This window comes from Microlunatus elymi, assembly GCF_007362775.1.
Classification (GTDB): Bacteria; Actinomycetota; Actinomycetes; order Propionibacteriales; family Propionibacteriaceae; genus Microlunatus; species Microlunatus elymi.
In genome coordinates this window covers 1,691,094-1,716,261 of sequence record NZ_CP041692.1, presented here as the reverse complement: position 1 = coordinate 1,716,261, position 25,168 = coordinate 1,691,094, and the positions used below count along the sequence as shown (strand labels likewise).

The 25,168-nt window shown below is 67.3% G+C and carries 24 protein-coding genes; 9 read left to right on the top strand and 15 right to left on the bottom strand.

Annotation, left to right across the window (positions count from 1 at the left end; all coding sequences use genetic code 11):
* Positions 1–21: 21 nt before the first annotated feature.
* Positions 22–2,412 carry an FUSC family protein gene (locus FOE78_RS07675; protein WP_143985760.1) on the top strand — a complete coding sequence of 797 codons (2,391 nt, stop codon included), beginning with the start codon at positions 22–24 and terminating at the stop codon, positions 2,410–2,412.
* Positions 2,413–2,643: 231 nt separating this feature from the next.
* A complete protein-coding gene (phoA, locus tag FOE78_RS07670; RefSeq protein WP_143985759.1) occupies positions 2,644–4,104 on the top strand; it encodes an alkaline phosphatase in 1,461 nt (486 codons plus the stop codon).
* Positions 4,105–4,192: 88 nt separating this feature from the next.
* Here the strand turns inward: phoA and FOE78_RS07665 are convergent, their stop codons facing one another.
* From FOE78_RS07665 to FOE78_RS07650, 4 genes are all read right to left on the bottom strand, one after another.
* On the bottom strand, positions 4,193–5,386 hold the full coding sequence (locus FOE78_RS07665) for an NAD(P)/FAD-dependent oxidoreductase (protein ID WP_143985758.1): 1,194 nt from the start codon (positions 5,384–5,386) through the stop codon (positions 4,193–4,195).
* 41 nt (positions 5,387–5,427) lie between these two features.
* Positions 5,428–6,378, bottom strand: coding sequence for a PLP-dependent cysteine synthase family protein (locus FOE78_RS07660; protein WP_143985757.1), 951 nt, complete (start codon positions 6,376–6,378; stop codon positions 5,428–5,430).
* 19 nt (positions 6,379–6,397) lie between these two features.
* Positions 6,398–6,676, bottom strand: a complete 279-nt coding sequence (locus FOE78_RS07655) for a MoaD/ThiS family protein (RefSeq protein ID WP_143985756.1) — start codon at positions 6,674–6,676, stop codon at positions 6,398–6,400.
* 84 nt (positions 6,677–6,760) lie between these two features.
* The gene (locus FOE78_RS07650) at positions 6,761–7,183 is read right to left on the bottom strand and encodes a Mov34/MPN/PAD-1 family protein (protein WP_143985755.1); all 423 of its coding nucleotides are present in this window, start codon (positions 7,181–7,183) and stop codon (positions 6,761–6,763) included.
* 72 nt (positions 7,184–7,255) lie between these two features.
* Here FOE78_RS07650 and FOE78_RS07645 point away from each other — a divergent pair, with 72 nt between their 5' ends.
* Complete coding sequence (locus FOE78_RS07645) at positions 7,256–9,541, top strand: alpha-L-rhamnosidase (RefSeq protein ID WP_168207418.1); 2,286 nt, start codon at positions 7,256–7,258, stop codon at positions 9,539–9,541.
* Positions 9,542–9,772: 231 nt separating this feature from the next.
* Here FOE78_RS07645 and FOE78_RS07640 read toward each other — a convergent pair whose 3' ends face one another.
* Together FOE78_RS07640 and FOE78_RS07635 are read right to left on the bottom strand one after the other, a co-directional pair.
* Positions 9,773–11,155 (bottom strand): IS1380 family transposase, encoded by a 1,383-nt coding sequence (locus FOE78_RS07640; protein WP_143985022.1) that lies wholly within the window; start codon positions 11,153–11,155, stop codon positions 9,773–9,775.
* Between the two features lie 176 nt (positions 11,156–11,331).
* The gene (locus tag FOE78_RS07635) at positions 11,332–11,784 is read right to left on the bottom strand and encodes a MarR family winged helix-turn-helix transcriptional regulator (RefSeq protein ID WP_143985753.1); all 453 of its coding nucleotides are present in this window, start codon (positions 11,782–11,784) and stop codon (positions 11,332–11,334) included.
* A 50-nt stretch (positions 11,785–11,834) separates the two neighbouring features.
* Here FOE78_RS07635 and FOE78_RS07630 point away from each other — a divergent pair, with 50 nt between their 5' ends.
* Entirely contained in the window at positions 11,835–12,425 is a 591-nt protein-coding gene (locus FOE78_RS07630) for a TIGR03086 family metal-binding protein (RefSeq protein ID WP_143985752.1), read from the top strand.
* A 6-nt stretch (positions 12,426–12,431) separates the two neighbouring features.
* On the opposite strand, the gene FOE78_RS07625 is transcribed toward FOE78_RS07630, so the two are convergent.
* Together FOE78_RS07625 and clpS are read right to left on the bottom strand one after the other, a co-directional pair.
* Complete coding sequence (locus FOE78_RS07625; protein WP_143985751.1) at positions 12,432–13,001, bottom strand: DUF2017 domain-containing protein; 570 nt, start codon at positions 12,999–13,001, stop codon at positions 12,432–12,434.
* A gap of 96 nt (positions 13,002–13,097) precedes the next feature.
* A complete protein-coding gene (gene clpS, locus FOE78_RS07620; protein WP_168207417.1) occupies positions 13,098–13,424 on the bottom strand; it encodes an ATP-dependent Clp protease adapter ClpS in 327 nt (108 codons plus the stop codon).
* A gap of 144 nt (positions 13,425–13,568) precedes the next feature.
* Between clpS and FOE78_RS07615 the strand changes: the two genes are divergently transcribed.
* Together FOE78_RS07615 and FOE78_RS07610 are read left to right on the top strand one after the other, a co-directional pair.
* On the top strand, positions 13,569–14,912 hold the full coding sequence (locus FOE78_RS07615) for a nicotinate phosphoribosyltransferase (protein WP_143988667.1): 1,344 nt from the start codon (positions 13,569–13,571) through the stop codon (positions 14,910–14,912).
* Positions 14,913–14,977: 65 nt separating this feature from the next.
* Entirely contained in the window at positions 14,978–15,553 is a 576-nt protein-coding gene (locus FOE78_RS07610; protein WP_143985749.1) for an isochorismatase family protein, read from the top strand.
* A 21-nt stretch (positions 15,554–15,574) separates the two neighbouring features.
* Here the strand turns inward: FOE78_RS07610 and FOE78_RS07605 are convergent, their stop codons facing one another.
* Positions 15,575–15,982: an MmcQ/YjbR family DNA-binding protein gene (locus tag FOE78_RS07605; RefSeq protein ID WP_143985748.1), complete on the bottom strand. Its 408-nt coding sequence runs from the start codon at positions 15,980–15,982 to the stop codon at positions 15,575–15,577.
* Between the two features lie 70 nt (positions 15,983–16,052).
* On the opposite strand from FOE78_RS07605, the gene FOE78_RS07600 reads away from it, so the two are divergent.
* Positions 16,053–16,808 (top strand): hypothetical protein, encoded by a 756-nt coding sequence (locus FOE78_RS07600; protein WP_143985747.1) that lies wholly within the window; start codon positions 16,053–16,055, stop codon positions 16,806–16,808.
* A 5-nt stretch (positions 16,809–16,813) separates the two neighbouring features.
* Here FOE78_RS07600 and FOE78_RS07595 read toward each other — a convergent pair whose 3' ends face one another.
* Both FOE78_RS07595 and FOE78_RS07590 read right to left on the bottom strand, forming a co-directional pair.
* Positions 16,814–17,731, bottom strand: a complete 918-nt coding sequence (locus FOE78_RS07595; RefSeq protein ID WP_143985746.1) for an RDD family protein — start codon at positions 17,729–17,731, stop codon at positions 16,814–16,816.
* Positions 17,732–17,807: 76 nt separating this feature from the next.
* A complete protein-coding gene (locus FOE78_RS07590; protein WP_143985745.1) occupies positions 17,808–18,260 on the bottom strand; it encodes a MarR family winged helix-turn-helix transcriptional regulator in 453 nt (150 codons plus the stop codon).
* Positions 18,261–18,433: 173 nt separating this feature from the next.
* On the opposite strand from FOE78_RS07590, the gene FOE78_RS07585 reads away from it, so the two are divergent.
* Positions 18,434–19,219, top strand: a complete 786-nt coding sequence (locus FOE78_RS07585; protein ID WP_143985744.1) for a hypothetical protein — start codon at positions 18,434–18,436, stop codon at positions 19,217–19,219.
* A gap of 135 nt (positions 19,220–19,354) precedes the next feature.
* On the opposite strand, the gene FOE78_RS07580 is transcribed toward FOE78_RS07585, so the two are convergent.
* On the bottom strand, positions 19,355–21,145 hold the full coding sequence (locus FOE78_RS07580; RefSeq protein ID WP_456082629.1) for a DEAD/DEAH box helicase: 1,791 nt from the start codon (positions 21,143–21,145) through the stop codon (positions 19,355–19,357).
* Between the two features lie 136 nt (positions 21,146–21,281).
* Positions 21,282–22,658 carry an MFS transporter gene (locus tag FOE78_RS07575; RefSeq protein ID WP_143985743.1) on the bottom strand — a complete coding sequence of 459 codons (1,377 nt, stop codon included), beginning with the start codon at positions 22,656–22,658 and terminating at the stop codon, positions 21,282–21,284.
* 89 nt (positions 22,659–22,747) lie between these two features.
* Between FOE78_RS07575 and FOE78_RS07570 the strand changes: the two genes are divergently transcribed.
* Positions 22,748–23,026 carry a DUF3039 domain-containing protein gene (locus tag FOE78_RS07570; protein ID WP_143985742.1) on the top strand — a complete coding sequence of 93 codons (279 nt, stop codon included), beginning with the start codon at positions 22,748–22,750 and terminating at the stop codon, positions 23,024–23,026.
* 41 nt (positions 23,027–23,067) lie between these two features.
* Here the strand turns inward: FOE78_RS07570 and FOE78_RS07565 are convergent, their stop codons facing one another.
* The gene (locus FOE78_RS07565; RefSeq protein WP_143985741.1) at positions 23,068–23,391 is read right to left on the bottom strand and encodes a hypothetical protein; all 324 of its coding nucleotides are present in this window, start codon (positions 23,389–23,391) and stop codon (positions 23,068–23,070) included.
* A gap of 35 nt (positions 23,392–23,426) precedes the next feature.
* A complete protein-coding gene (locus FOE78_RS07560; RefSeq protein WP_210414971.1) occupies positions 23,427–25,097 on the bottom strand; it encodes a sodium:solute symporter family protein in 1,671 nt (556 codons plus the stop codon).
* Between the last annotated feature and the right edge of the window lie 71 nt (positions 25,098–25,168).

Genomic DNA, 25,168 nt, shown 5'->3' with positions numbered 1-25,168 from the left:
CGACAGTCACCCTCGGCCGGCGTGAGCGCGGGGATCGCACCGGCCGCACCGGCCCCGCCACCGCCCGCCGGCGCGACCCGGCTGCCGTACGAGTGGTGGGAACGCTTCCTTGCTTCCGATCCCGGCCTCAACCGGCTCCGTACGGCCGGCCAGGCGGTCGCCTCGATCGCGGCCGCGATGCTGTGCGAGTGGCTGCTGGTGCGCTTCACCGGAGCCCTCCAGGTCCCGGTCCCGCCGGGACACCTGACGGCAGAACAGGCCGCCGCGATCGCCGCCCAGCATCACGCGGCGACCGTGTTGGCGATCATGTGCGGTGCGGTGGTCTGCATGGTGTCCAGCTTCATCGGACCGCAGTTCTCCACCCCGCTGAGCGTGCTCGGCGCGCTGGCGCTGGCGCCGGTGCCGATGCTCGCCGGCCTGTCGCTCGGACTCGCGCTGGCGCCGCATCACCTGATCGCGGTCGGCTCGATGGTGGCGGTGCTGGCCGCCTTCGGCTATCTGCGCCGCTTCGGGCCGCGCGGATTCTTCGCCGGTCAGCTGCTCTTCATGGGCGACTTCTTCGGCTTCTTCCTGTCCCGGGTGATCAGCATTGCCGACATCGGCGCTCTGGTGCTGATCGTCTGCATCGGCTCCGCGGTGTCGATCATCTCCCAGTTCACCCTCTTCTACCCCAGCCGACGCAGTGCGCTGCGGCGGATGCGGCGATCGTTCCGGGTCCGGTCCAGTCAGGTCGCGGCGGCCGCCCTGGACCTACTCGACGACCCGGGCGACCAGGGCAAGATCCGCCGGCTGTATCGGCTGCTGATCCGGCTGAACGAGACCGCGCTGATGATCGACGGCCAGCTCGCCGACCCGGCGGCGCTGCCCAAGGGTGCCACCGCGGCCGCGCTGCATCAGCGGGTGTTCGACGCCGAGTTGACGCTGACCAACACCGCTCGCTTCGCCGAACGTCTGTCGACCAGCCAGCTGCCGGACTACCTGCTGGACAGGATCCGCGACGCGCTGCGGGCCGCCCGCGACAACGACGAGGCCAGGGCCGAGGCGGCCGCGGCGGAGATCCGGCACTGGCTGCAGGCCGCCGGCCGCCAGCAGGACTCGGCCCGGCGTGCGGAACTGGAGCAGCAGACCCGACTGTCCAGAACCACCCAGATCGTGCTGCACCGATTCACCACCTCGGTGATCGGTTATGCGGAGGTGGCCAGGTCGGTTCATGATCAACCGGAACCGCACTTCCTGCCCGATGCGGCCGCATTCGACTCGGCCGTCGAGCTGTCCGGGCCGTGGCTGCCGGGATCGCAGCAGGTCAGCGCCACCGCTTCCACCGAACGCGGCGCCAACTGGTTGGACCGGGCCCGGCTGGAACCGTACGAACGAGTCACCATCCAGCTGGTGGTCTCGGTCACCGCCGCGATCGTGATCGGCAGCGTGGTGTCGCCGACCCGGTTCTACTGGGCGGTGATCGCCACCTTCGTCACCTTCCTCGGCGCGCACAACGCCACCGAACAGATCCGCAAGGGCGTGCTGCGGGTGGTGGGTACGGTGATCGGCGTATTCGTCGGTGTCCTGCTGGCCCACGTGATCGGCAACAACACCGCGGTCTCCATCGTGGTGATCCTGCTGTCGTTGTTCTTCGGCGTCTATCTGCTGCGGGTCAGCTATGCGTTCATGGTCACCGGCATCACGGTGATGCTGTCGCAGCTCTACGTCCAGCTGCACGAATTCTCCACCGGATTGCTGTTGCTGCGGCTGGCCGAGACCGCGGTCGGCGCCAGCATCGCGGCGCTCACCGTCGCGTTCGTGCTACCGGTACGGACCCGGCAGGTCGTCGCCGTCGCCACCCGCGGCCAGCTGGAGGCGCTGCTGGAGGTTGTTGATCTTGCCGTGCAGCGACTCCGTACGGCCGGTGATGATCAGGAACTGCGGGCAGCAGCGCGCCGGCTCGACGTCGCCTACCAGGCTCTGGAGTCCGCCACCTCACCGACCCGGGTCCGGCTGCCCGGTGCCGCGGGGGCGGGGCTGCGGGCCCAGTTCTGGTACGCCGCCACCGCGTCTCGCTACTACGCCCGCAACCTGGTCCTGGACACCGCGCTGAGCACCCCGCTGCCGGACGAGATCGGCGATCACCTCGGCACCGCCACCCGGCTGCTCGCGACCTCGGGCGGTGAGATCAGCGAGGCGCTGCAGCATCGCGACTTCGAGCAACGGGTGTACCTGCGTTCGGCATCGCTGTTCGACCGGGTCGCCGGCGAGCTCGACGATCAGGACGTCACCACGCCGCGGCAACTGGCGCTGCGGGATCTGGAGTTGATCGACGGCGCCCTCGCCTCGCTGGCCACCTCGGTCCGGATGCAGGTCCAGGGTCTGGACACCGACACCGGCGATCAGCCGGCCGGCGACGCCGCAGATCGGTAGCCCTTCGGCCGGCCGCGAACACGATCGCCCGCGCATTCGCCCGTCCGGCCCGAAATCGGCCCTGCGGCCTCCATCAGCGGGTGATCGTGTTCGCGAGTCCGGGAGACCGGACTCCGAATCGGTTCCGCAGCATTCACGCCCCCGCTGCCCAAGCGTCACCCCGGATCCACCTGGTGGCGAAACGGTCGGACCGACCGTTCCCACCGTCATGATCAAAGGGGAAATCGCTACATGTCCACAACTTCCGAATCCGCCCGCAGGCGGACCGTACGTCGTCGGATCGCAGCCGTCGGCGCGCTGGCGCTGGCCTGCTCGCTCGGCGCCTCCGTCGCCTCGGCGACCGGCGGTTCGCTGCCGCTGCTGAACCGGGTCGCCCAGGGCAAGGTCGACAAGCCCGGCGGCGCCGCCCGCCTGGACGGCGACCAGACCCAGCTCATCCGCAACTCGCTGAAGTCCGGCAAGGTCCGCAACGTGATCTTGTTCATCGGCGACGGAATGGGCGACTCGGAGATCACCGTCGCTCGCAACTACCTTGAGGGCGCCGGCGGTGCCTTCAAGGGCATCGACGCGCTGCCGCTGACCGGCCAGATGACCCACTACAGCGTGAACAAGGACACCGGCCTGCCGGACTACACCCCGGACTCGGCCGCCACCGGCACCGCCTGGGCCACCGGCACCAAGAGCTACGACGGGGCGATCAGCGTCGACCGGTTCGGCAAGTCGCACAAGACGTTGCTGGAGCTGGCCAAGAAGAAGGGCTTCGCCACCGGCGACGTCACCACCTCCGAGATCCAGGACGCCACCCCGGCGGTCCAGGTTGCGCACGTCAGCTCCCGCTCCTGCTACGGACCCGAGGCGACCAGCAAGACCTGCCCCGAGGACGCGTTGGAGAACGGCGGCTCCGGCTCGATCACCGAACAACTGCTGAAGACCCGGCCCGACGTCACCATCGGCGGCGGCTCGGCCACCTTCGACGAGGTCGCCAAGGCCGGCAAGTGGAAGGGTCAGACTTTGGCCGCGCAGGCCAAGCGACGCGGCTACAACTACGTCACCGACAAGGAGTCACTGGCCGGCGTACGCAGCGCCGATCAGGACCGGCCGCTGCTGGCGGTGATGGCGCCGGGCAACATGCCGGTCAAGTTCGCCCCGTCCACGGCCACCCACGGCGGCGCGCTCGAGGCAGCCCAGACCTGCACCCGCAACCCCGACTTCGCCCAGGTGCCGGCGCTGCCGGCGATGACCAACAAGGCGATCAACCTGCTGTCCGGCAACAAGGCCGGCAAGAAGAACGGCTTCTTCCTGCAGGTGGAGAGCGCCTCGATCGACAAGCAGGACCACGCCGCCAACGCGTGCGGGCAGATCGGTGAGACCGAACAACTCGACCTGGCCGTGCAGAAGGCGTTGCAGTTCGCCGAGAAGGACGGCCACACGCTGGTGATCGTCACCGCAGACCACGCCCACACCAGCCAGATCGTGGACGGCAACACCCCTGGGCTGACCACCAAGCTGAAGACCCGCGAGGGCTCGGAGATGGTTGTCTCCTACAACACCGCCGAGGCCGGCGGCAGTCAACAGCACACCGGCACCCAGCTGCGGGTGGCCGCGTACGGGCCCGAAGCAGGCAATGTGGTCGGCCTGATCGATCAGACCGATCTGAACGGCATCATCAGCCGCTCGCTCGCACTGCGCTAGCGGGTAAACGTAGGAGCAGATGGCCCTAACCCCTTGTTTTGTGGGGGTTCGGGCTATCTGCTCCGACATTCTTACCGCTTTGTGTTGCTCACGCGATCCGGGACGGGTCGCCGGACAGCACGATCTCCTTGATCGGATCGATGCCGGTGTCCCACAGGTTGACGTGCATGCCGGCCACCACCTTGTCCTGGACAATCCAGTACGCCGCGAACGCGCGGCCCGGCACGTCGCCGCGCAGCTCGACCCGGGCGTCGCTGTGCGGCGGCAGGTAGCCGATGTACTCCATCCCGAGGTCGTACTGGTCGGTGAAGAAGAACGGCAGGAAGTCCATGGTCGCGTCCTGGCCGAGCATCGCCCGGGCGGCCACCGGACCGCCGTCGTTGGCCCAGGCCCAGTGCTCGACCCGGACCCGGCCGTCGATCAGCGGATGGTCGACGGCGGCGATGTCGCCGACCGCGTACACGTCCGGGTCGGTGGTGCGCAGCGACGCGTCGGTCAGCACACCATGATCAACTTCGAGCCCGGCGTCGGTGGCCAGGTCCAGCCGCGGTGCGGCCCCGACGCCCATGATCACCGCCGCCGCCGGGTGCTCAGCGTCGGCGCTGCGGACCGCGGTCACCCGGCCGTCCGCGGTGATCAACTCCTGCACCTTCGCGCCGGTGATCAGGTTGACGCCGTGCTCACGATGCAGGCCGGCGAACACCTTGGCCACCTCGGTCCCCATCACCGCGAGCAGCGGTTCCTCGGCGGCCTCCAGCACGGTCACCTCGACGCCGTGCTCGCGTGCCGCGGCCGCGACCTCGAGACCGATCCAGCCGCCGCCGATGATCACCAACGGGCCGCCGGACTCGATCACCGCCTTGATCTTCTCCGCGTCGCCGACGTTGCGCAGGGTGTAGACACCGTCGGCATCGGCCCCCGGCAGCGGCAGCTTGCGCGGCGCCGATCCGGTTGCCAGCAACAGTTTGTGGTAGCCGATCGTGTGGCCCGACGCGGTGCTCACCTGGTGCTGATCACGATCGATCGAGACCGCCGGGTCGTCGAGCACGACCTCGACCCGATGATCATCGAACCACTGTTGATCATGAACGAACGCGGACTCCAACGGTTCGTTGCCGAGCAGGTAGCCCTTGGAAAGCACCGGCCGCTCGTACGGAAGCTTCGACTCGGCCGCGACCAGGGTGATCGAACCCTGGTAGCCCTGATTCCGTAGTTCCTCGATCGCCCGGACCCCGCCCAGTCCGCCGCCGACGATCACCATTCCCGCGTCACTGTCGCTCATAGCGCGATCATCACAGCCCGTACGGTGCCGTGCAAGGGGGGTCAGGCCCAGACCTGGGTGTCCAGGTGCTCCTCGACCTCGTCGAGGTCGGCGGCATACGCACCGGTGGACAGGTACTTCCAGCCGCCGTCGGCGATGATCAACACGATGTCGGCGGACTCGCCCGCCTTGTGGGCCTTGGCAGCTTGAGCCATCGCGGCATGCACGATCGCGCCAGTGGACAGACCGGCGAAGATCCCTTCCCGCTCCAGCAACTCCCGCACCCGACGGACCGCGTCACGGGAACCGACCGAGAAGCGTGAACTGATCAAGGAATCGTCGTACAGCTCCGGCACGAAGCCCTCGTCCAGATTGCGCAAGCCGTAGACCAACTCGCCGTACCGCGGCTCGGCGGCGATGATCTTGACCCCGGGCTTCTTCTCGGCCAGGAACCGGCCGATGCCCATCAGGGTGCCGGTGGTGCCCAGCCCGGCAACCACGTGCGTCACCTCCGGCAGATCCTCCAAGATCTCCGGGCCGGTGCCGAGGTAATGCGCCTCGGCGTTGGCCGGATTGCCGTACTGGTAGAGCATCACCCAGTCCGGATGTTCCTCACTCAGCTTCTTGGCGACCCGGACGGCCTCGTTGGATCCGCCCGCGGCCGGGGAGGAGACCACCTCGGCACCCCACATCGCCAGCAGTTGCTTGCGTTCGGCGCTGGTGTTCTCCGGCATCACGCAGATCAGCCGGTAGCCCTTCAGCTTGGCCGCCATCGCCAGCGAGATCCCGGTGTTGCCGCTGGTCGGCTCCAGGATCGTCGCACCGGGCGACAGCAGTCCGTCCGCCTCGGCGACGTTGATCATGTTCAGCGCCGCCCGGTCCTTGATCGAACCGGTCGGATTGCGATCCTCCAGTTTCGCCCACAGCCGGACGCTCGTGCTCGGCGACAACCTGGGCAGCCCGACCAGCGGGGTGTGCCCGACCGAGTCGGCCAGCGATGCGTAGCGGGTCACGATGTCGAGACCGTAGGCGTCAGTGGGCGCCGCCGGCCACGGCCGGCAGGACCACCACGACGTCGTCGTCGGCGATCGGGGCGGACAGGCCGCCGGAGAACCGTACGTCCTCGTCGTTGACGTACACGTTGACGAATCGGCGCAGACCGGCGGACTCGACGATGCGGTCCTTCAGCCCCGGGTGGCGGCTGTCGACGTCGTCGATCACCTCGGCCAGCGTGCTGCCGGTGCTGTTGACGGTCTTCTGCCCGTCGGTGTAGGTGCGCAGGATCGTCGGAATCTTGACTTCGACCGCCATCTGTTCACTCCTGTTGGCTGTTCGGCAATTCTTGGTCGGCAACCTCCCGGCCGCCTCGGCTATTCCCTCGGGTCCCTCGGGCCGTCACGGCCGAAGGACCTCGATCTCTTCCTCACTCACCTGGCCGTCGAGGATGCGATAGGAACGCACCGACACCGGGCCCTCCTCGCGTCCGGACTCGGCAGTGGAGACCAGCAGGTAGTGCGCCTGCGGCTCGGCGGCGTACGAGATGTCGGTCCGCGACGGGTAGGCCTCGGTCGCGGTGTGGCTGTGATAAACGACGACGATCTCCTCGTCTGCTGCGTCAAGTTCCTTGACCAGTTGGAGTTGCTCGAGCGGGTCGAACCGGAAGAACGTCGGCGATCGTTCGGCGTTGGTCATCCGGATCAGCCGAGTCGGCTGATCCGAGCCTTCCGGGCCGACGATCACGCCACAGGCTTCATCAGGGTGATCGGTGCGGGCGTGCGCGATCATCTCGTCGACCTGGTCACGCGGGATCCTCAACACGCTTGCAGAGTAGGCATCGCCGCAGACCGGGCCGGTCGCCGCCCGAACTGTGAGACCGGTAGCGTCCTGCAGGTGACCGCGCAACCCGGCGACGACGCCGCGACCCGAACCACACTCCCGTCCGGCGATCAGACCTTCGGCCAGGTTGGTCGGTGGATCAGTGCCCCGCCGCCGTCGGACGCGGATCAGTACCGGACGCCGGTCCTGTTCACCCACGTGACGATCACCGAACCGATCCGCGCGGCGGTGCTGTCGGTCTGCGGACTGGGATTGCAGGACGTACGGATCGACGACCTGCCGATCAACGATCATCGACTGGATCCGCCGTTCACCGACTTCGATCGGCGCGTGCTGTACGTGTCGACCGACGTGACCGCGCTGCTGACGCCCGGCACCCACCGGATCAGCATCACGCTGGGCCGAGGGTTCTTCGCAGTGCCGACGGAGAACGTCTGGCGCTGGCATCAGGCGCCGTGGTCGGGTCCGCTACGGGCGATCGCGGAGTTGCGGATCGACCAGGCCGACGGCCGGACCAAGATCATCGGCACCGACCCGAGTTGGCAGACGACCCTCGGCCGGACCACCTACGACTGTTACTACGCGGGTGAGTCGTACGACGCGACCTTGGAGCTGCCCGCTGCGGCCTCGGCCGTCCCGGCCGACGCGCCGAAGGGTGAGCTGCAGCCTGTTGATCATGAACCGATCCGGGTGACCTGGCAGGGCCGGCCGAGCTGGCAACGAGTCGGCGACGCCTGGGTGGCCGACTTCGGTCGTACGATCGCCGGCTGGGTCGGGCTGCGCAGTGATCAACAGCGCGGCGCGGAGGTCAAGATCATCTACGCCGAGAAGCTCGAGGACGACGGCAGCTGCGCACCGGACAGCGTGCACGTGTCGGGTGATCGGTTCCAGACCGACAGCTACGTCGGCGACGGTGCGGCCGATCAGTACTGGGAGCCTCGGTTCAGCTACAAGGGTTTCCGTTATGTGCAGTTGGACGGACTGAGCCATCCTCCCCGGGAGGACACGCTGACCGCGTACGCAGCGCACAACGACATCGCACGGATCGCCGAATTCGCTTGCAGTGAAGAGCTTTTCCAGACCTTCGTCGGCGCGATGGCGCGGACCATCGAGAACAATCTGCATCACATCCCGACCGACACTCCGGTCTATGAGAAGAACGGCTGGACCGGCGACGCCCAGGTCGGCACGGTCAGCATGTTGAGCCTGTTCGACCTGCGCCGGGTGATGATCAAGTGGCTTGATGATCTTGCCGACGCGCAGCGACCGGACGGGGCGATTCCGGTGATCGTGCCGTCCGGCGGTTGGGGGTTTGCCGAGCTGGCACCGGCCCCGGAGTGGACGACGGTCTATCCGCATCTGCTCCGGGAGCTGTTCCGTCGGACCGGTGATCTTGACCTCGTCCGGCGGCATTGGGTGACGCTGATTCGCTACCTGGATTGGGAATTGGGCAAACTGGTCGACGGCTGCGCGGTCTCCGCACTGGGCGACTACCTGCAGCCGGGCACCCACGGGCTCGGTCCGGACGACTCGGGTGTGACCGCGTCCAGTTTCCTGATCCGTGCGCTGCGCGACAGTGCCGAGCTCGCCCTGCTGATCGGTGAGCAACCTGATCATCGGCGGCTGCTGCAGGCCGCGCAGCAGGTCACCGACGCGATGAACGCGAAATTCCTTGATCATGAACGCGGCCAGTACGTGGTCGGCCCGGTCTACAGCCAGACCTCCAACGCGGTCCCGCTGGTCTTCGGCCTGGTGCCGGGGGCCTACGCACCGGCCGTGGTCGAGCATCTGGTCGCCGACATCGCCGAGCGGGATGACCATCTCAACGTCGGCTGCATCGGCGCCAACACGGTATTGAAGGCGCTGACCGATCACGGACACGGTGATCTTGCACTGCGGGTGGCCCGGCAGACCAGTTATCCGAGCTGGGGCTACTGGTTCGCCAACGGGGCCGACACCATGTGGGAGATGTGGGAGACCACCGCACGGTCCCGCGACCACTATTTCCACGGGACCGTGGTGCAGTGGTTGTTCGAGGAGGTCGCCGGGCTGCGCTGCGGTGATCACGGCTGGCAGACCATGATCGTCCAACCGCATCCGATCGGCGATCTGCAGCACGTCGCGTACGGGATCGAGACGATCCGCGGTCGGGCCGCGGTGAGCTGGCAACGCGACCAGTCCGGACGGTTCACCCTGACCGTCGATGTGCCGGCCGGCTGCACCGCCCTGGTCCGGATCCCCGGCGCGAGTGCCACGGTCGTGTCCGGGACGGCATCCCCCAGCCTCGATCACGACTTCGAGGTCACCGGCGGCCGTACGGTCTTCACGTCGCAGCTCTGACCGGCGGCCACCCCATCAGCCGCGCGCAAGAATCGCCGCCGCACCCGAAATTTCGGGTGCGGCAGTCGATCTAGCCTCCCTCTTTCACGTGGCGGGAAGTTGATCATGGTCGTCGGGGTCGGTGGCTGGTCGTGGCTGTGGTGGGTGTTGGGGCGTGGCAGTGTCTCGCGTGGCGCTGCGGTAGCGGTTCTCCGGGGTCCTTGGGGTCGGGCGATGGTGGGTCGCGGCGGGTCAGGTGAAGGCGGCGCGTAATCGGTGGAAGCCTTCGGCGATGTGGACGGCCCAGCGCCAGGTTTTGTCGATCCGGAGCCATGTTTGCCGGGCGCCGCGGGTGATCCGTGCGGCCACGTGCAGGATCCGGTAGCGGAAGGTGGCGATCTCGCAGGAAGCGAGGTCGGGGTGATCGGCGAAGACGATCAGTTTGGTCCAGCAGATCAGGTCGGTCGCGGTCAGCACGACTTCGAGCCAGGCGGCGTTTTCGTCCCAGCCGTGGCAGGGCAGGTTCCGCAGGCCGGTGGCCTTGGCTTGGCGGATCCGGTCCTCGACGCGGGCGTGTTGGCGGTGTCGCAGTTCCAGCCCGGCGGCCTGTCCGGCCACGACACCGGGGCCGGTGTTGGTCAGGAATCCGGTGATCCGCATCCCGTCGGCATCGGCGAAGGTCAGTTGCGCACCGGGATGGGGACGTTCCTTGCGCAGGATCAACCTGGATCCGGCCGGCCAACCCGACAGGTCCACACAGTCGGTGACCTCGGCCACCCAGGCGCCGTCGCGGAGCCCGTCATCGCCTTGCAGGGCGGGCATCCAGCACGATTCGGGGATCGCGTCCACGATCTGCTGGACGCTGAAGCCGATCGGGAAGCCGAAGGAGAACTCCAGACCCCGCTCGACACACGCGGCGGCGAAATCATGGGTCGCGCCGGCCGAGTCGGACCGGGCCAACAGGCTCGGCCCGTCCGGATCGTCGGGCCGGGGCCGGGCCTGCTCGGGCAGGCTCGCCAATGCCATGTCCAACACGGCGATGTGGTCGGCGGCAGTGTTGGAGCCGGCATTGCCGCGCCGCAGCAGCCCGGCCAACGCTTCACCGGAAGCGATCTCGGGCCGGTCCAAGAAACACAACAACGGATGGAACCCGAACGTGCGTTTCCAGGTCGCCGCCGCGTTCTCCTTCTCCGAATGGGCGATCAACACCGACGCGTCGAAATCCAACGCCAACGTCGAAGCCAGATCGGGTCCGGCCCCGGCCGCCCAGGCCGCCTCCCGCGCCCCAGCCCGGGCCCGCCGAACCGCGGCCAGATGATCAACATCGATCCGGTCCAACACCCGCCAGGTCGTCGGCATCGAAGCGACCGGGCCGAACAGATCGGTCCGATCCCGCAACACACTGATCCCGCTGATCGCGTCCGCGCCGTCGGCTACCGCGACCGCCAAATCTGTGAACACCCGACCCGGCGGATGCACCGGCGGCCCGTCATAGGTGTCGATCAACGCCGCGGTGATCCCATCGACCAGGCCGGTGTCTACGGCCAACTCCCGCAACAGACCGATCCCGGCATGCGACACCACGCCATGACCATCCGCACTGACCCTGACTCGCTTGCTACGCTTCACCTGCAAAGTGCCCGCCCTACTGGAATAGTCCGACCGTCGCAAGCCGGATTCTTCCAAGCAGGACAGGCACTTTCGCGCATCCAGACCCAGTGTCGCCAAGATCAGCGTGAAACACGCAGGCTAGCGCGCGGCTGTGTCCCTGGCCCGGCGGTATCGGGTGCGGGAGTCGCTTCACGGTGCGGCTACCGTCGGGTCCTCGGCAGGGATCGACGCGCCGGGGGCAGCTCGCGGTCCAGGGTGACCAGAGCGCGTTCGAAGACGGTTCGGTCGTCGGCCGGGAGCGCGGCCAGCAGCTCCCGTTCCATCGCCCGGATGTCCTTGCGACAGGCCTGCAGTACCCGCCGCCCCTCGGCGGTCAGGGACACCACCCGATTGCGCCGGTCCTGGGGGTCGGAATCGCGTCGCACCAGTCCCACCTCGACCAACTCGTCGAGATTGCGGATCAGCCGGGTCTTGTCCCGGCCGGTGATCGCGGACAGCTCCGTCTGCGTCGGCGCATCACCCTGCCGCAGCGCGTTCATGATCACGTACTCCCACATCTGCAGATCGTGCCGCTCGAGGATCGGCAGTTCCCGCTCGATCACGGTCGTCAACAGCCGGTTGAAGAGGTAGCCGAGCTCGGGACGTTGCGACATGACTGAAGATTAGCCTTGGTTGATCATCTACTGTCGTTTACGATCTACGCATGCTTACGGTTTTTCGAGAGACACTGATCAAGGTGTGCCAGCTCGCCGGGACGATCACCGCGCAGGATCTGGACCGACCGACTCCCTGCCAGGACTGGGATCTTCGTGATCTGCTCGCCCACCAGCTGGGCGAGCTGACGGGCTTCACCGAGGCCGTCTCGACCGGTGACGCCCCGCCCGCCAGCTTCGACCCCGCGGTCGTCGACTCCGATCGGCTCACCGCACAGTGGCGACGCGCGACCTCGAGCCTGCTCGATGCAGCCACGGCAGCGGACCAGGACAAGATCATCAACCTGGCCGGATTCGGCAAGCTACCGGTGGCGACGGTGCTGCGGATGCAACTGCTCGACACCGCCGTACACGGTTGGGACATCGCCAGCAGCATCGGCCGCAGTTACCGTCCCGTCGACGCCGTGGTCACCGACGTCCTCGGTTTCGCCCGGCAGATCGCCACCCGCCCGGAAGCGTCCACGGCGTTCGACGCATCAGTCGCTGCGACAGAGCCCGCCGAGGCCGCACCCGATGACTGGGCCACCGCGTTGCAACTGCTCGGCCGCCGCACCGCGCCGAACGCCGAGTGGCTGCGCTGAATCAACTCAGAGCGCCGAGACCAGGGTCTCCTGGGCGAAGCCGAGCCAGTCGTACACGCTGATCATGAACGCGCGCGGGTCGTCGTCGGGCACCTCGCCCAGCGCCGCGGCGCTCTCGTTGTCGGTGATGCCGAGTCGACCGGCCACGGCCAGCCGGACGCTGGTCAACGTCCGCAGCCAGGGGCCGGCGGCATCGGCCGGGATCCGCAGCGGTTCCTGTCCGCCCCGGGTCGCGGCCAGGTGGCCGAGCACGACGTCGGCGTCGGAGACCTTCTTCTGCCGCAGGTTGTGGTCGGTGAACCGGCGGAACTCCGCCGACGCCTTCGGGTCGTGCGGGTAGGCGTCCGGCAGCAACCGGCGCAGCACCGGATCCTCGGGCGCCTCCACCGGGCCGTCGTCGGCCAACTCCGCGGCCCAGGCCGCGAAGGGATCGTCGCCCGGCTGCGGATTCGCCTTCTCGGGCCGGTCGGAGTTGATCAGTCCGATCAGCTCGCCGACCAGGGACTGCAGCAGCTGCACCTCGTCGGGTTCGAGATCGGAGCTGATCACTCCGCCGCGCTTCTTGAATCTGTGCATCGATGAGTCAGCGTCCGCCCTGGTCTTGTCCGTTGCTCGTCTTGTGGTTGCTCGTCCGGTTTGGTCGTGCTCGTGCTCCGGCCGCCGTACCAGAGCTCAGGAATCGGCCCGATCCAGCGTCGCCCACAGACCGTACTCGTGCATCGCCGTCACGTCGCGTTCCATCTCCTCGCGGCTTCCGGTGGCGACGATCGCCTTGCCCTCGGTGTGCACGGCCATCATCAACCGATGCGCCTTGGACTTGGAGTAGTGGAAGTAGGTCGCAAACACGTGGGCGACGTACGACATCAGGTTGACCGGGTCGTCCCAGACGATGGTCGCCCAGGGCGTCAGGTCGTACGACTCCTCGATCGGGCGGTCCTCGATCGCGGTCCCGCCCGCGGGCGCCAGAACAGGATCTGAGGTTGCGGGCATGCGGCCCATTCTGGCAAATCGGATCCCGCGGTTACAGGGCACCGTCGAGTTGGCGATGCCGGACAGGCTCGGCGACCCCGCCGAGGGCCGAACACTCGGCGCCGCAACACGGCACTGCCGGACCAGTAGGCTGCGGCCGTGACCGGTTCTGAGATGGGATCGACGACCAGGACGGATCCGCTCGAGCCCTGGGGCCCGAGCGAGGTGCCGACCACCGCGCTGCTCACCGACCATTACGAGTTGACCATGCTGCGGGCGGCGTTCCAGTCCGGCACCGCGAATCGTCGCTGCATCTTCGAACTCTTCCCGCGCAAGCTGCCCGACGGCCGCCGCTACGGCGTGGTTGCCGGCGTCGGCCGGGCGCTGCGGGCGCTGTCCCACTTCCGTTTCGACGACGAGTCGCGGCAGTTCCTGCTGGATCGCCACATCGTGGACCAGCCGACCGCGGACTGGCTGGCCGATTTCCGGTTCAGCGGCCAGATATGGGGCTATGCCGAGGGGGACATCTACTTCCCCGGCTCGCCGCTGCTGATCGTGGAGAGCACCTTCGCCGAGGCGGTGTTGCTGGAGACCGTGCTGCTCAGCATCTACAACCACGATTCGGCGATCGCCTCGGCTGCATCGCGAATGACCGCGGTCGCCGACGGCCGGCCGTGTCTGGAGATGGGTGCCCGGCGGACCCAGGAGTTGTCCGCGGTGGCTGCCGCGCGGGCCGCCTACATCGCCGGGTTCACCGGCACCTCGTCGCTGGAGTCCGGCCGCCGGTACGGAGTCCCGACGATCGGCACCGCCGCGCACGCGTTCACCCTGCTGCACGACAACGAACGCGACGCCTTCGCCGCCCAGATCAAGGCACTCGGCGAGGACACCACGCTGCTGGTGGACACCTACGACGTCGACGAGGCGGTGCGGACGGCGGTGGAGTTGACCGGTGGCCGGATCGGCTCGGTACGGCTGGACTCCGGTGATCTGCCGGCCCTGGCCAAACACGTACGGTCGCTGCTGGATTCGCTCGGTGCGACCCGGACCAAGATCATCGTCACCAGCGATCTGGACGAATGGCAGATCGCCGCGCTGGCCGGCGCTCCGGTGGACGGCTACGGAGTGGGTACGGCGCTGGTCACCGGATCCGGCCATCCGACCTGCGGATTCGTCTACAAGATGGTGTCCCGGGCGGTGTCCGACGAGCCGGATGCACCGATGATCCACGTCGCCAAACGCAGCACCGCCAAGGCGACGATCGGCGGCCGCAAGTATGCCTGGCGGCGGTTCGACGAGCACGGTGTCGCGCAGACCGAGGTGATCGGCATCGATCATGAACCCGATGTCGATCATGGTCGTGATCTGCTGGTGCAGTTGGTGAAGGGCGGCAAGATCGTCGGCCGGGAACCGTTGGATGCGGCTCGTGATCGGCATCTGGCAGCCCGCGCAGAGTTGCCGCTGGACGCGTTGAAGATGTCCCGCGGCGAACCGGTGATCGAGACGATCTTCAGCTGACTTGTCAGTCGGTGCTTTGGTTACAGCCAAACCACCGACTGACAACTCGGAGAGGGATGGGGCGGATGAGTCACGTATTGATCGTTGTCGATGTGCAGAAGGACTTCTGCGAGGGTGGCTCGCTGGCGGTCGCCGGCGGTGCAGCGACGGCGGCGAGGATCAGCGAGTTGCTGGCCGGTGACCATGGCTACGATCTGGTGCTGGCGACCCGCGATCATCACATCGACCCCGGGGCGCACTTCTCCGATCACCCCGACTTCGTCGACAGCTGGCCGCCGCACTGTGTGGTCGGCACCGACGGAGTCGAATTCCATGATCAACTCACCTTCCGCGACTTCGCCGCGGTGTTCGACAAGGGTGAGTACGCGGCCGCCTACTCCGGCTTCGAGGGCAAGGACGTGGACGGGAATTCCTTGCAGGATTGGCTTTCCGGCCATGATGCCGATCTTGTCGACGTGGTGGGTATCGCCACCGACTACTGTGTCCGGGCCACTGCGCTGGATGCGGCCGCGGCCGGCTTCACTACCACCGTGCTGCTGGACTACACCGCCGCGGTTGCGCCGGATCGGATCGAGACCACCCACGCCGACTGGGCCGCCGCCGGCGTCGCCACCGAAGGCGAGCTGCCGGCGCCGCAGTGATCCGGCTCCGCCGCCCGGCAGCTACCGGTGATCATCAACGGTCGAGCTGTCCGAGTCGAGCTGCTTGATCAACGTCTTCGGCGCGACGCAGCGGTACGCCTCGCGGGCGATCGCGTCGAGTTCGCCCTGACCGACGGTGAGCAGGTGGACGCCGAGCCATCCGCGGTGACCGACGTACGGCGGGCGGAAGAATCGTTCCGGCTCGGTCTCGATCATCTCCTGCTGTACGCCCTCAGGTGCGGCGCACCAGATCGCCAGCCGCCCGTCGTCGTGATGGTCATCGAGGAAGGTGACGAACATCTTGTTGCCCCGGATGAAGAATCCGGGACCGGCATGGCTCGGCCGTTCGCCGGTCTCGGGCAGCCTCAGGCACGCCGACCGCACCATCGTCAGTCGCCGATCCGCCTCGGCCGGAGTCCAGGTCCGCATGTCAGCCTCCTGACGTCGCGACCGACGATACCGGGCCGGACGACCGGACGCACGCGTTAGGCTGCCGCCGATGAGCTTGTTCAGCAACCTGATCGACGACACCGTACTGCTCGACCCGGATCCGGTCCCGGTCGAAGCGGCGCTGACCCGGCACCGGCACCTGCTGGCCGGGTCGGCCGCCGATGCGCTCGCGACCCTGGTGGTCGAGGACCGTACGCTCGCCGCGATCGACCGCGCCGCAGCCGCAACCACCGATCCGCCGATTCCGGTGACGGTGATCAACACCGGCGGGGCGGGCGGACTGACCGCGCTGGCCGGTCGATCCATGCACCAGCTCGCAATCAGCGCCGTGGACACCACTCTGCGCGACCCGGGCGATCTGCTCGGCAACGTGGCCCGGGTCGTCGCCGCGGCCCGGGAATTGGATCCGGACATCGCTGTACACGTTGAGATCCCGTACGGATTCGGCTGGCAGGACGCCGTCGCCGAGGTGGAGGCCGCCGGCCTGCAGGGACTGATCCGGATGTCGGCGCCCGCCCGCCAGGTGGCCGAGCAGCTCAGCGCGTTCGTCGAAGCGGATCTGGGTTTCGTGGCCGATCGGCTGCCCGGCGGACGACTGACCGGGCTGCTGCTGGCGCTGGACGCCCTGATCGACGGATCTGCCGTCGGCGAGGCGGCCGGGCTCCTCGCCGCGGACGATCATGATCACGCCGACACAACCCGATCTTGGGGCGAGCCGCAGGTGGCGCGGATCCGTCGCCGGCTGCAGCGGGTTCGGACGGCGCAGCCGGAACTCCTGCTGGAACGACTGCAGCATCGCAGTTGATCAAGCTATTTGATCTTGACCAGTTGGGTCTTGGCGGCGATGTCGTGAATGGCTTGCCGGTTGGCGTTCCAGAGTGGCATCAACGCGTTCAGCACCACGAAGAACAGCAGGTAGCTGCCGATGGCGAACGGAACGATGAAGACCAACGCACGGATCAGTGCCTGCTGCCAGCCCAGCCGTTCGGGATCGGCGCCGGGGCCGACAGCGACCACCCGCAGACCACAGATCAAGTGCCCCGGTGTCGCGCGCAGATAACGCCAGAACAGACCGAAGTACAGCATGCCGACCACGATCATGATCCCGGTCAGCAGTAGCTGGTCGGTAGTCGACATGGCCAGATCCTGCGGCGTCAGCATCGGCGGCTGCCGGCCGGTCTGTGCGGCCGCGACCGTTTCGGCGAAGTACTGCGAGATCACCGGCAGCACTTTCAGGTAGATCGGCAGGGCGAAGACGGTGGCCAGGATCGAGTAGCAGATCAGATCGATGATCGCGGCCAGGCAACGCCAGCCCCAACCCGCCAGCGGCATCCCGTCCGCTGTGGTCGCGGCGACCGGGATCTGCGATTGCGGGCCGATCGGCGGATGCGGCTGCTGCTGCCCGTACCCGGGCCGGCCGTAACCACCTTGCGGGAAGCCTCCTTGCTGAAAGCCGCCACCCTGCTGGAATCCCCCGCCCTGTTGGAACCCGCCCTGGCCGTGTCCCCCGTAGGGACCGGGCTGCTGACCGGCCGGATGACCGGGGTACGCACCGCCGACGTTGCGGCCGGCAGGTCCGGCAGCCTCCGACGGACGAGTGTTCCGCGACCAGCTCCAACCATCCCAGTAACGCTCACGGGAACCGTCGACCGGATCCGGATACCAGCCTTGGGGCGCGGCATGCCGCCCCGGTGGCGCTGGCGGGGAACCGATCGGGATCTCACTCACGGGGCCAGCCTAATCGGCACGCCGAACCGCCCCGCCGACACGAGCCGCGCGGCCCGCCGCAGCAGAACCGGACCGGTCAGACCGCGTCCAGGTTCTCCGCACAGCGGCGAAGCAGTTCCACCGTACGATCGACGTCGCGTTCACTGATGCCGGCCACCATCCGGTCCTCGATCCGGCTCATCGCACGATCAGCCTTGCGCAGCACCGTGCGGCCCTGCGGGGTGATCCGGATCGGCAGCGACCGGCCGCCCCGCGATTGCTCGGCGATCTGGATGTAGCCCCGGTCGCGCAAGGTGCGGATCAGATCCTGCAGCGACTGGCGGCTGACGTTGCACTCCCGGGCGATCTGCGCCGACGACGCATCCTGGCTCCGGCCGATGATCTTCAACACGGTGAACTGAGCGAGCGTCAGCCCAATGGTCTGCAACGTGGCATCGCCGGTCCGCCGAAGCAGCTGCTGCAGCCGCCGGGTCTGGTACGCGATCCGATCCTCGGTGTCGGCGTCGGTACCGTTCGCTCGCTCAACCATGACTCTCCTCACCGGGCTTGGCAGGAGATTACACAGCCCGGTCGTCAGGCTCTTGACGGGGCGGGCCGCCGGCCTCGTGGTTCATGATCAACTTCAGCATCGACGCCGAAAGTCTGATCCGGATCGGACCGCCGTCCGATGCCTGATCAGGTCCGGTTATCTATCGTGTGCTCATGCCGCTGCGCCGACGAACCTTGCTCGCGCTCGGCCTCGGCACCATCGCCGCCGGAGTCGCCGGCTGCAGCACCGGAGGCGGCTCGTCCCCCAGTGCGTACTGCGTCTCGACCGGCCAAGTCGGCCGGCACAGTCGCCTCGGCAACGCTCGGCTGGTGTACGACATCAGCGGCAAGCCGACCAGCTTCCGTTTCGACGGGGGTTTCTACGACCAACTCGTACGGTGGCTGTCCGACTATCGCGAGCTCTCCGGGACGAAGCCTCCGGATCAGGTGTGGACGTACGGATCCTGGCTGGACGGCGAACCGAACTGCGACTCCTGGCACGACGCCGGCCGAGCCTTCGACCTGTCCCGGCTGGTGGCGGGCAACGAGGTACTGGTGTCCTGCCGATACGACCTCTGGAGGAACTACACGGGCGCCCGGTTGCAGTACTTCCGCAGCCGCTACTGGGCCCTGGCCGCGAGCTTGCACCTGCACTTCGCCTACGTGCTGACCTACCTGTACAACTCCACCCATCACAACCACATCCACATCGACAACGGCCGCTCCGGTGATCAGCTGTCGACCTTCAGCAAGCGCTCGCCGTCGCAGGTGCAGGCGGTGCAGGGCATGCTCAATCACGTCTGGGGTCAACGGGTCGAGATCTCCAGCGACTGGAACGACGAGACCGCCGACGCCACCAGGTCCGTGCTGGAGCGGACCGAACACCCCGGGGCGGTCGACGACGGCACCGACCAGTGGCGCGCATTCCTCCGTGCCACCGCTGCGCATCGACCGAGTTGACGGTCGGCGCGGGCAAGAGTGCCGACGGTGGAGCGGTAAGAACGTCGGAGCAGATTGCATTCAACCCCCGAAATCCGGGGGTGGAGGCCGTCTGCTCCTACGTTTTACCCGTTTTCGCCCGAGCACCCTGCCCGGTCAGGAGCCGCGCACGGCCCAATGCCGGATGGTGTCGATCCGCTGCTGAAGTTGATCTTCGCTGGCGACCGCCGACGGCGGGCCGCCGCACTCCGACACCAGCGCCGCATGGATCACGCCGTGCGGCTTCTCGGTGCGGTGATGCCAGGCAGCGACCAGCCCGTTGAGTTCCTTGCGGAGTTCGCGCAGCCGCTGGTGAGTGCTGTACGAGGCCGGTGGCTCCGCGCCAGTTTGATCAGTGTGGGCGCGCGCCACCTGGGACGCCTGATGCCGACGCAGCAGATCCTTCACCTGGTCGGCTTCCAGCAGACCCGGGATGCCGAGGTAGTCCAACTCGTCCTGGCTGCCGGAGTAGGCGCCGAGACCGAACTCGCCACCGTCGAAGACCACCCGATCGAAGTCGGCCTCACTGGCCAGCGCGGCGAAGGAGTGCTCGCCGTCGAGATCGGCGTCCTCCTCGGTCTCGGTCCGCTCGGCCTCGACCAGCAGTTGCGACTCGTCCTCGCTGCGCGGTTTGAGGGCATGATCACGCTCGACCTCCATGTCGGCGGCGAACCGGAGCAGATGCGGCGCGCTGGGCAGGAACACCGACGCCGTCTCCCCCTTGGTCCGGGCCCGGACGAACCGGCCGATCGCCTGGGCGAAGAACAGCGGGGTCGCGGTCATGGTCGCGTACACGCCGACGGCCAGCCGGGGCACGTCGACCCCCTCGGAAACCATCCGGACCGCAACCATCCAGCGCTCGTCGCCGGCGGAGAACTTGCTGATCTTCTTGCCGGATTGCGCCTCGTCGCTGAGCACCACGACCGGCCGCTTGCCGGTGATCGACTTCAGGATGTCGGCGTACGCGCGGGCGTGGGTCTGTTCGGTGGCGATGACCAGTCCGCCGGCGTCCGGCACGTGCTGGCGTACCTCGGTCAGGCGATGATCGGCGGCCTTCAGCACCGCCGGCATCCACGACCCGGCCGGGTCCAGCGCGGTCCGCAGCGCCTGGTTGGTCAGGTCCTTGGTCAGTGGTTCGCCGAGCCGGGCGGCGACCTCGTCGCCGGCCTTGGTCCGCCAATGCATGTCGCCGGAGTAAGCCATGAACAGCACCGGCCGGACGATCCCGTCGGTCAGCGCCGGCCCGTAGCCGTAGGAGTAGTCGGCGACCGAGCGCAGCGCGCCGCCACCGTCGGGTTCGTAGCGTACGAAGGGGATCGGGTTGGCGTCGGACCGGAACGGCGTCCCGGTCAACGCGAGCCGGCGCGCGGCCGGATCAAACGCCTCCCTTACGGCCTCGCCCCAGCTGAGCGCGTCGCCGGCGTGATGCACCTCGTCCAAGATCACCAACGTCTTGAAGCCCTCGACCCGGATCCGTAACCCCAGCGGGTTGGCCGCGACTCCGGCGTAAGTGAGCGCGATGCCCTTGAAGTCCTTGCTGGTCTTGGGTTGTTTGCTGCCGAAATTCGGATCGATCGGGATGTTGATCTTGTCCGCAGCCTCGGCCCACTGGGTCTTCAGATGCTCGGTCGGCGCGACCACCACCACGCGGTCGATCTCACGGCGGGCGAACAGGTTGGCCGCCAGGGTGAGTGCGAACGAGGTCTTGCCCGCGCCCGGGGTCGCCACCGCCAGGAAGTCCTTCGGGTTCTCCGCGAAATATTGCTCCAGCGCTGCGGACTGCCAGGCCCGCAACTGGCGCGAGGTGCCCCACGCCGCCCGATCCGGAAACGCCGGCGACAACCCGGTCTTGGTGTTGATCTCCTGCCCCGTCGGATCGAATAGGTCACGTTCGGGCTGGGCTGTCACGCGTCGAGACTCTACCTTCTGTTTTCTGTCCGCCTGGGCGCGGCTGCCGCGATCCTGTGTGCTGCAGGTCGCGTTTCCGGGCAGCGGCACCCAGGCTGACTGAATCAAATCCGAAGCGGCACCCAGACGGACGGAATCAGTGAGGCAATCGGCCGACCCTCAGCGAGGCGATCACCGAGAGCAGGGCGACCACTGTCATGGTGGCGAAGGCGACACCGAAGGTGTGGGACAGGTCACCGCCGGCGCGCAGTGCGGCGAAGACCGAGCCGCTGATGCCGACGAAGATGCTGGTGCCGAGGGCGTCGCCGAGGTTGAGCGAGGACGCGTTGCGGCCCTGTTCGGCGTCGGTCGAGAAGGCCATGGTGGCCACCGACGAGCTTGCCGTGCCGACGCCCATGCCGAAGGCGGCGAAGATCCAGCCGACGGCGACCAGCCCGATCCAACTGCCCGGCACCAGCGCGGACGCGGCGACGATCGCCACCCCGATCGCCACCCCGGCGGTGCCGACGGTGATCATCCGGTCCCGCCGCATCCGCATCCAGCTCTGCGATTGCACCCAGGCGCCGGCGAACCAGCCGATCGACCCGATGGTCAGCGCAGCACCGGCCAGTTTCAGGCTGAGGTGACGCTCCTCCACCAGCATCAGCGGCACGAACGCCTCCGTACCGAAGAAGGCACCGGGCAACAGCATCCGGGTGAGGATGACCGACGGCAGGCCGCGAGACAGCCGGGCGAAACCGGGCGGCATCAACCGCGGCAGCGCGATCGCCAGTCCGACCACTCCGATCACCGCGGGGATGATCGCGATCAGGTCCAGCCGCTGACCGGCGTACTGGATCGCGGCAGCCGACAGGGCCGCCACCGCGGCACCCCAGATCGGCGCCGGATTCGTCGCCTGCTCCGGATGCGGAACCGGCGAGCGCAGCAACAGGCGCAGGGTCGGCGTCAGCATCGCGGCTCCGAACGCAAGCACCGGCAGGACGGCGAAGAAGGCCCAGTGCCAGCTGAACGTGTGGGTGATCCAAGCCGCGACCACCGGACCGGCGATCCCCGGCAGCACCCAGGCCATCGAGATGTAGGTGAACATCCGCGGCCGCTGCTTGGCGTCGAAGACCTGGGCGATGCACACGTACGAGGCTGTGTTCAGGGCGCCGCCGCCCAACCCCTGCACCAGCCGGCCGAGGATCAGCATCGGCCAACTGACTGCGGTGCCGCCGATCACCAGTCCGAGCGCGAAGATGATCACGCCGGCGATCATCGGTTTGGCCGGCCCGATCCGGTCGCAGAGTCGGCCGGAGACCACGGTGGAGAACAACATGCCGATGGTGAACAGGGAGAACGCCCACGCGTACTGGCCCAACCCGTGCAGCTCCCGCGCCGCCACCGGCATCGCGGTGGCGACCGCCGCGGCCTCGAAGGCGATGCCGATGATCACCGCGCACAGTCCGATCGTCAACGCGGTACGGCTGACGGCCGGCGGCGCGTCGGGTTCGGTGGTCATCGGCTGGTTCACCGGCTAACTTCATCACCTCAACCCAGGTTCAGGTCAAGTCGAAATCATCTATCGTGTCACCGCGGACTCCGAGCGCATAAGGTAGCCCTGTGAGTCAGCAGTTGAGCCCCGGCGCCGAGACGATTGTCGACGAGCGGACCAAGTCCGAGTACCGCTACGACGAGGGCGACGCGGAACGATTCAGTCATTACGTGCCCAAGGACAAGCTGACCGAGGCGATGGTGATGGGTACGCCGGTGGTCGCGCTGTGCGGCAAGGTCTGGGTGCCCAGCCGCGATCCGGAGAAGTTCCCGATCTGCCCCGAGTGCAAGGAGATCTGGGACAGCCTGCGCCCCGGCAAGGGCGGCGACAAGGACGGCGAGTCCTGATCGCGTCCTGATCCGCGGCCGAGCCCCACCCGGCAGTCGGGTCAACCGGGCGTGTTGGCGTCCCCGAGGTCTGAACTGTCGCCCGGCTGGTCGTTGTCTGCGGCTTCTGCCTTGAGTTCTCCGACCTCGAGCGGTCGGGTGAACGACCAGATCAGGAAGATCGCGGCAATGATGATCATCCCGATGCCCGACCAGAGATTGACGTTGATCCCGCCGGCCTTCTGCGCGTCCGCCGGCGTGAACGAGACGATTCCGATGATCAGGCAGACAATTCCGTAGACGGCGAATAGCCCGCCGATGATCGTCCGCAGGTCGAAGAGGATCGACCTGGTCTGCTCCGATGTCTGGTGTTCGCTACTGGACATGTCCCCTCCTGTGCCGGCTGCCGAAGTATCGGGACTCAAACGATGGTGAAGAAGACATAACCGCCCACCGTCAGGATGCCGATGATCACGGTGAGCACCACCGGCGACTTGTACCAGCCCGGCTCGACCGCCGCGGCCAGCGACTTGGTCGGCGTCAGGCTGCGGACCAGACCGACCAGCTCGGCCTCGGGTTTGGGCGTCGTACGGTAAGAAACGACGACGCCGACAATGATGGCAAGGACGAATCCGACGCTCGCCCCCAGGAAACTCGCCCCCTGGCCGGGAAGGTTCAGCACCCCGACCGTATTCAGAATGTAGACGCCGACCGCCCCGATCACGCCGGCCGCCAAACTCGTCCAGCCGGCGGTGCCGGTCATCCGTTTCCAATACAGGCCGAGGATGAACGTGGCGAACAGCGGCACGTTGAAGAACGAGAACAGCGACTGGATGTAATCCATGATGTTGCTGAATCCGGCTGCGATGAAGGCAGTACCGATGGCCATCAGGGTAGCCGCGACGGTGACGATCCGGCCGACGTTCAGGTAATACCAGTCCGGTTTTCCGGGGCGCAACCAGTCCTGCCAGATGTCATAGGTGAAGATCGTGTTGAACGAACTGACGTTGGCCGCCATGCCGGCCATGAATGACGCCAGCAGACCGGTCAGCGCCACCCCGAGAAATCCGTTCGGCAACAATTCGCGCAGCATCAACGGCACGACATCGTTGTACGCGACGTCGGACGGCAGCCCTCGTTTCAGCTCGTTGATACTGGGAATCAGCACGGCCGCGATCATGCCGGGGATGATGATCACCAGTGCGACCAGGGCCTTCGGGATGGCTGCGATCAGCGGTGTCCGCTGCGCGGCGCCGGCGCTGTTGGCGGAGAACGCTCGCTGCACCTCGGTGAAGTTCGTCGTCCAGTAGCCGAAGGACAGCACGAACCCGAGTCCGAACACGACCCCGATCACCGACAGGATCGGACTGTCGAATCCGGTCAGTTGCTGGGCCGGAAACGGACTCAGGTTGTCGGCTCCATGGGGCAGCGGGGCGATCTTGGCGGTCAATCCGTTCCAGCCGCCGACCCGATGCAAACCGACGATGGTAACCGGGATCATCGCGACCACGATGACGAAGAACTGCAGCACCTCGTTGTAGATCGCAGCCGACAATCCGCCGAGGAAGGTGTAGGCCAGTACGACGAACGCGGCGGCGACGATCGAAACCCAGATCGGCCAGCCGAGCAGCGCATTTACCACCAGAGCCAACGCGTACAGGTTGACGCCGGCGATCAGCACGGTGGCCACCGCAAACAACAGAGCCTGCAACCGCTGAGTGGTGCGGTTGAACCGTCGATGCAGAAATTCCGGGACGCTGCGCACCTTGGAGCCGTAATAGAACGGCATCATGAACAGGGCCAGGAACACCATCGCCGGGACCGCGCCGATCCAGTAATAGTGGAACGCCTGTTCGCCGTACTGCGCGCCGTTGGCGGATTGTCCGAGCAACTCGGTCGCGCCCAGGTTGGCCGAGATGAAGGCCAAGCCGGTGATCCAGGCGGGCAGACTACGACCGGCCAGAAGGAAGTCCAGGCTGCTGGAAACCTTCCGTCGCGACATCAGTCCGATGGCGATCACCAGGACGAAATAGAGTGCCACCAGGATGTAGTCGATGGCATTCGCATCGATCCGCAACGTCTCCATCGGGATCGGCAGGTCCAGGGGCACCGGCGACAAGCTGCCAATCGGCGGTACAGGAACCATCTGCAACGACCTCCTGC

Bases quoted from the DNA above. Each gene is read 5' to 3' on its own strand.
- phoA (WP_143985759.1), top strand. From the start codon at position 2,644: ATGTCCACAACTTCCGAATCCGCCCGCAGGCGGACCGTACGTCGTCGG.
- FOE78_RS07665 (WP_143985758.1), bottom strand. From the start codon at position 5,386: ATGAGCGACAGTGACGCGGGAATGGTGATCGTCGGCGGCGGACTGGGC.
- FOE78_RS07655 (WP_143985756.1), bottom strand. From the start codon at position 6,676: ATGGCGGTCGAAGTCAAGATTCCGACGATCCTGCGCACCTACACCGAC.
- FOE78_RS07635 (WP_143985753.1), bottom strand. From the start codon at position 11,784: ATGTCGCAACGTCCCGAGCTCGGCTACCTCTTCAACCGGCTGTTGACG.
- FOE78_RS07630 (WP_143985752.1), top strand. From the start codon at position 11,835: ATGCTTACGGTTTTTCGAGAGACACTGATCAAGGTGTGCCAGCTCGCC.
- FOE78_RS07625 (WP_143985751.1), bottom strand. From the start codon at position 13,001: ATGCACAGATTCAAGAAGCGCGGCGGAGTGATCAGCTCCGATCTCGAA.
- clpS (WP_168207417.1), bottom strand. From the start codon at position 13,424: ATGGGCCGCATGCCCGCAACCTCAGATCCTGTTCTGGCGCCCGCGGGC.
- FOE78_RS07615 (WP_143988667.1), top strand. From the start codon at position 13,569: ATGGGATCGACGACCAGGACGGATCCGCTCGAGCCCTGGGGCCCGAGC.
- FOE78_RS07610 (WP_143985749.1), top strand. From the start codon at position 14,978: ATGAGTCACGTATTGATCGTTGTCGATGTGCAGAAGGACTTCTGCGAG.
- FOE78_RS07605 (WP_143985748.1), bottom strand. From the start codon at position 15,982: ATGCGGACCTGGACTCCGGCCGAGGCGGATCGGCGACTGACGATGGTG.
- FOE78_RS07600 (WP_143985747.1), top strand. From the start codon at position 16,053: ATGAGCTTGTTCAGCAACCTGATCGACGACACCGTACTGCTCGACCCG.
- FOE78_RS07590 (WP_143985745.1), bottom strand. From the start codon at position 18,260: ATGGTTGAGCGAGCGAACGGTACCGACGCCGACACCGAGGATCGGATC.
- FOE78_RS07585 (WP_143985744.1), top strand. From the start codon at position 18,434: ATGCCGCTGCGCCGACGAACCTTGCTCGCGCTCGGCCTCGGCACCATC.
- FOE78_RS07565 (WP_143985741.1), bottom strand. From the start codon at position 23,391: ATGTCCAGTAGCGAACACCAGACATCGGAGCAGACCAGGTCGATCCTC.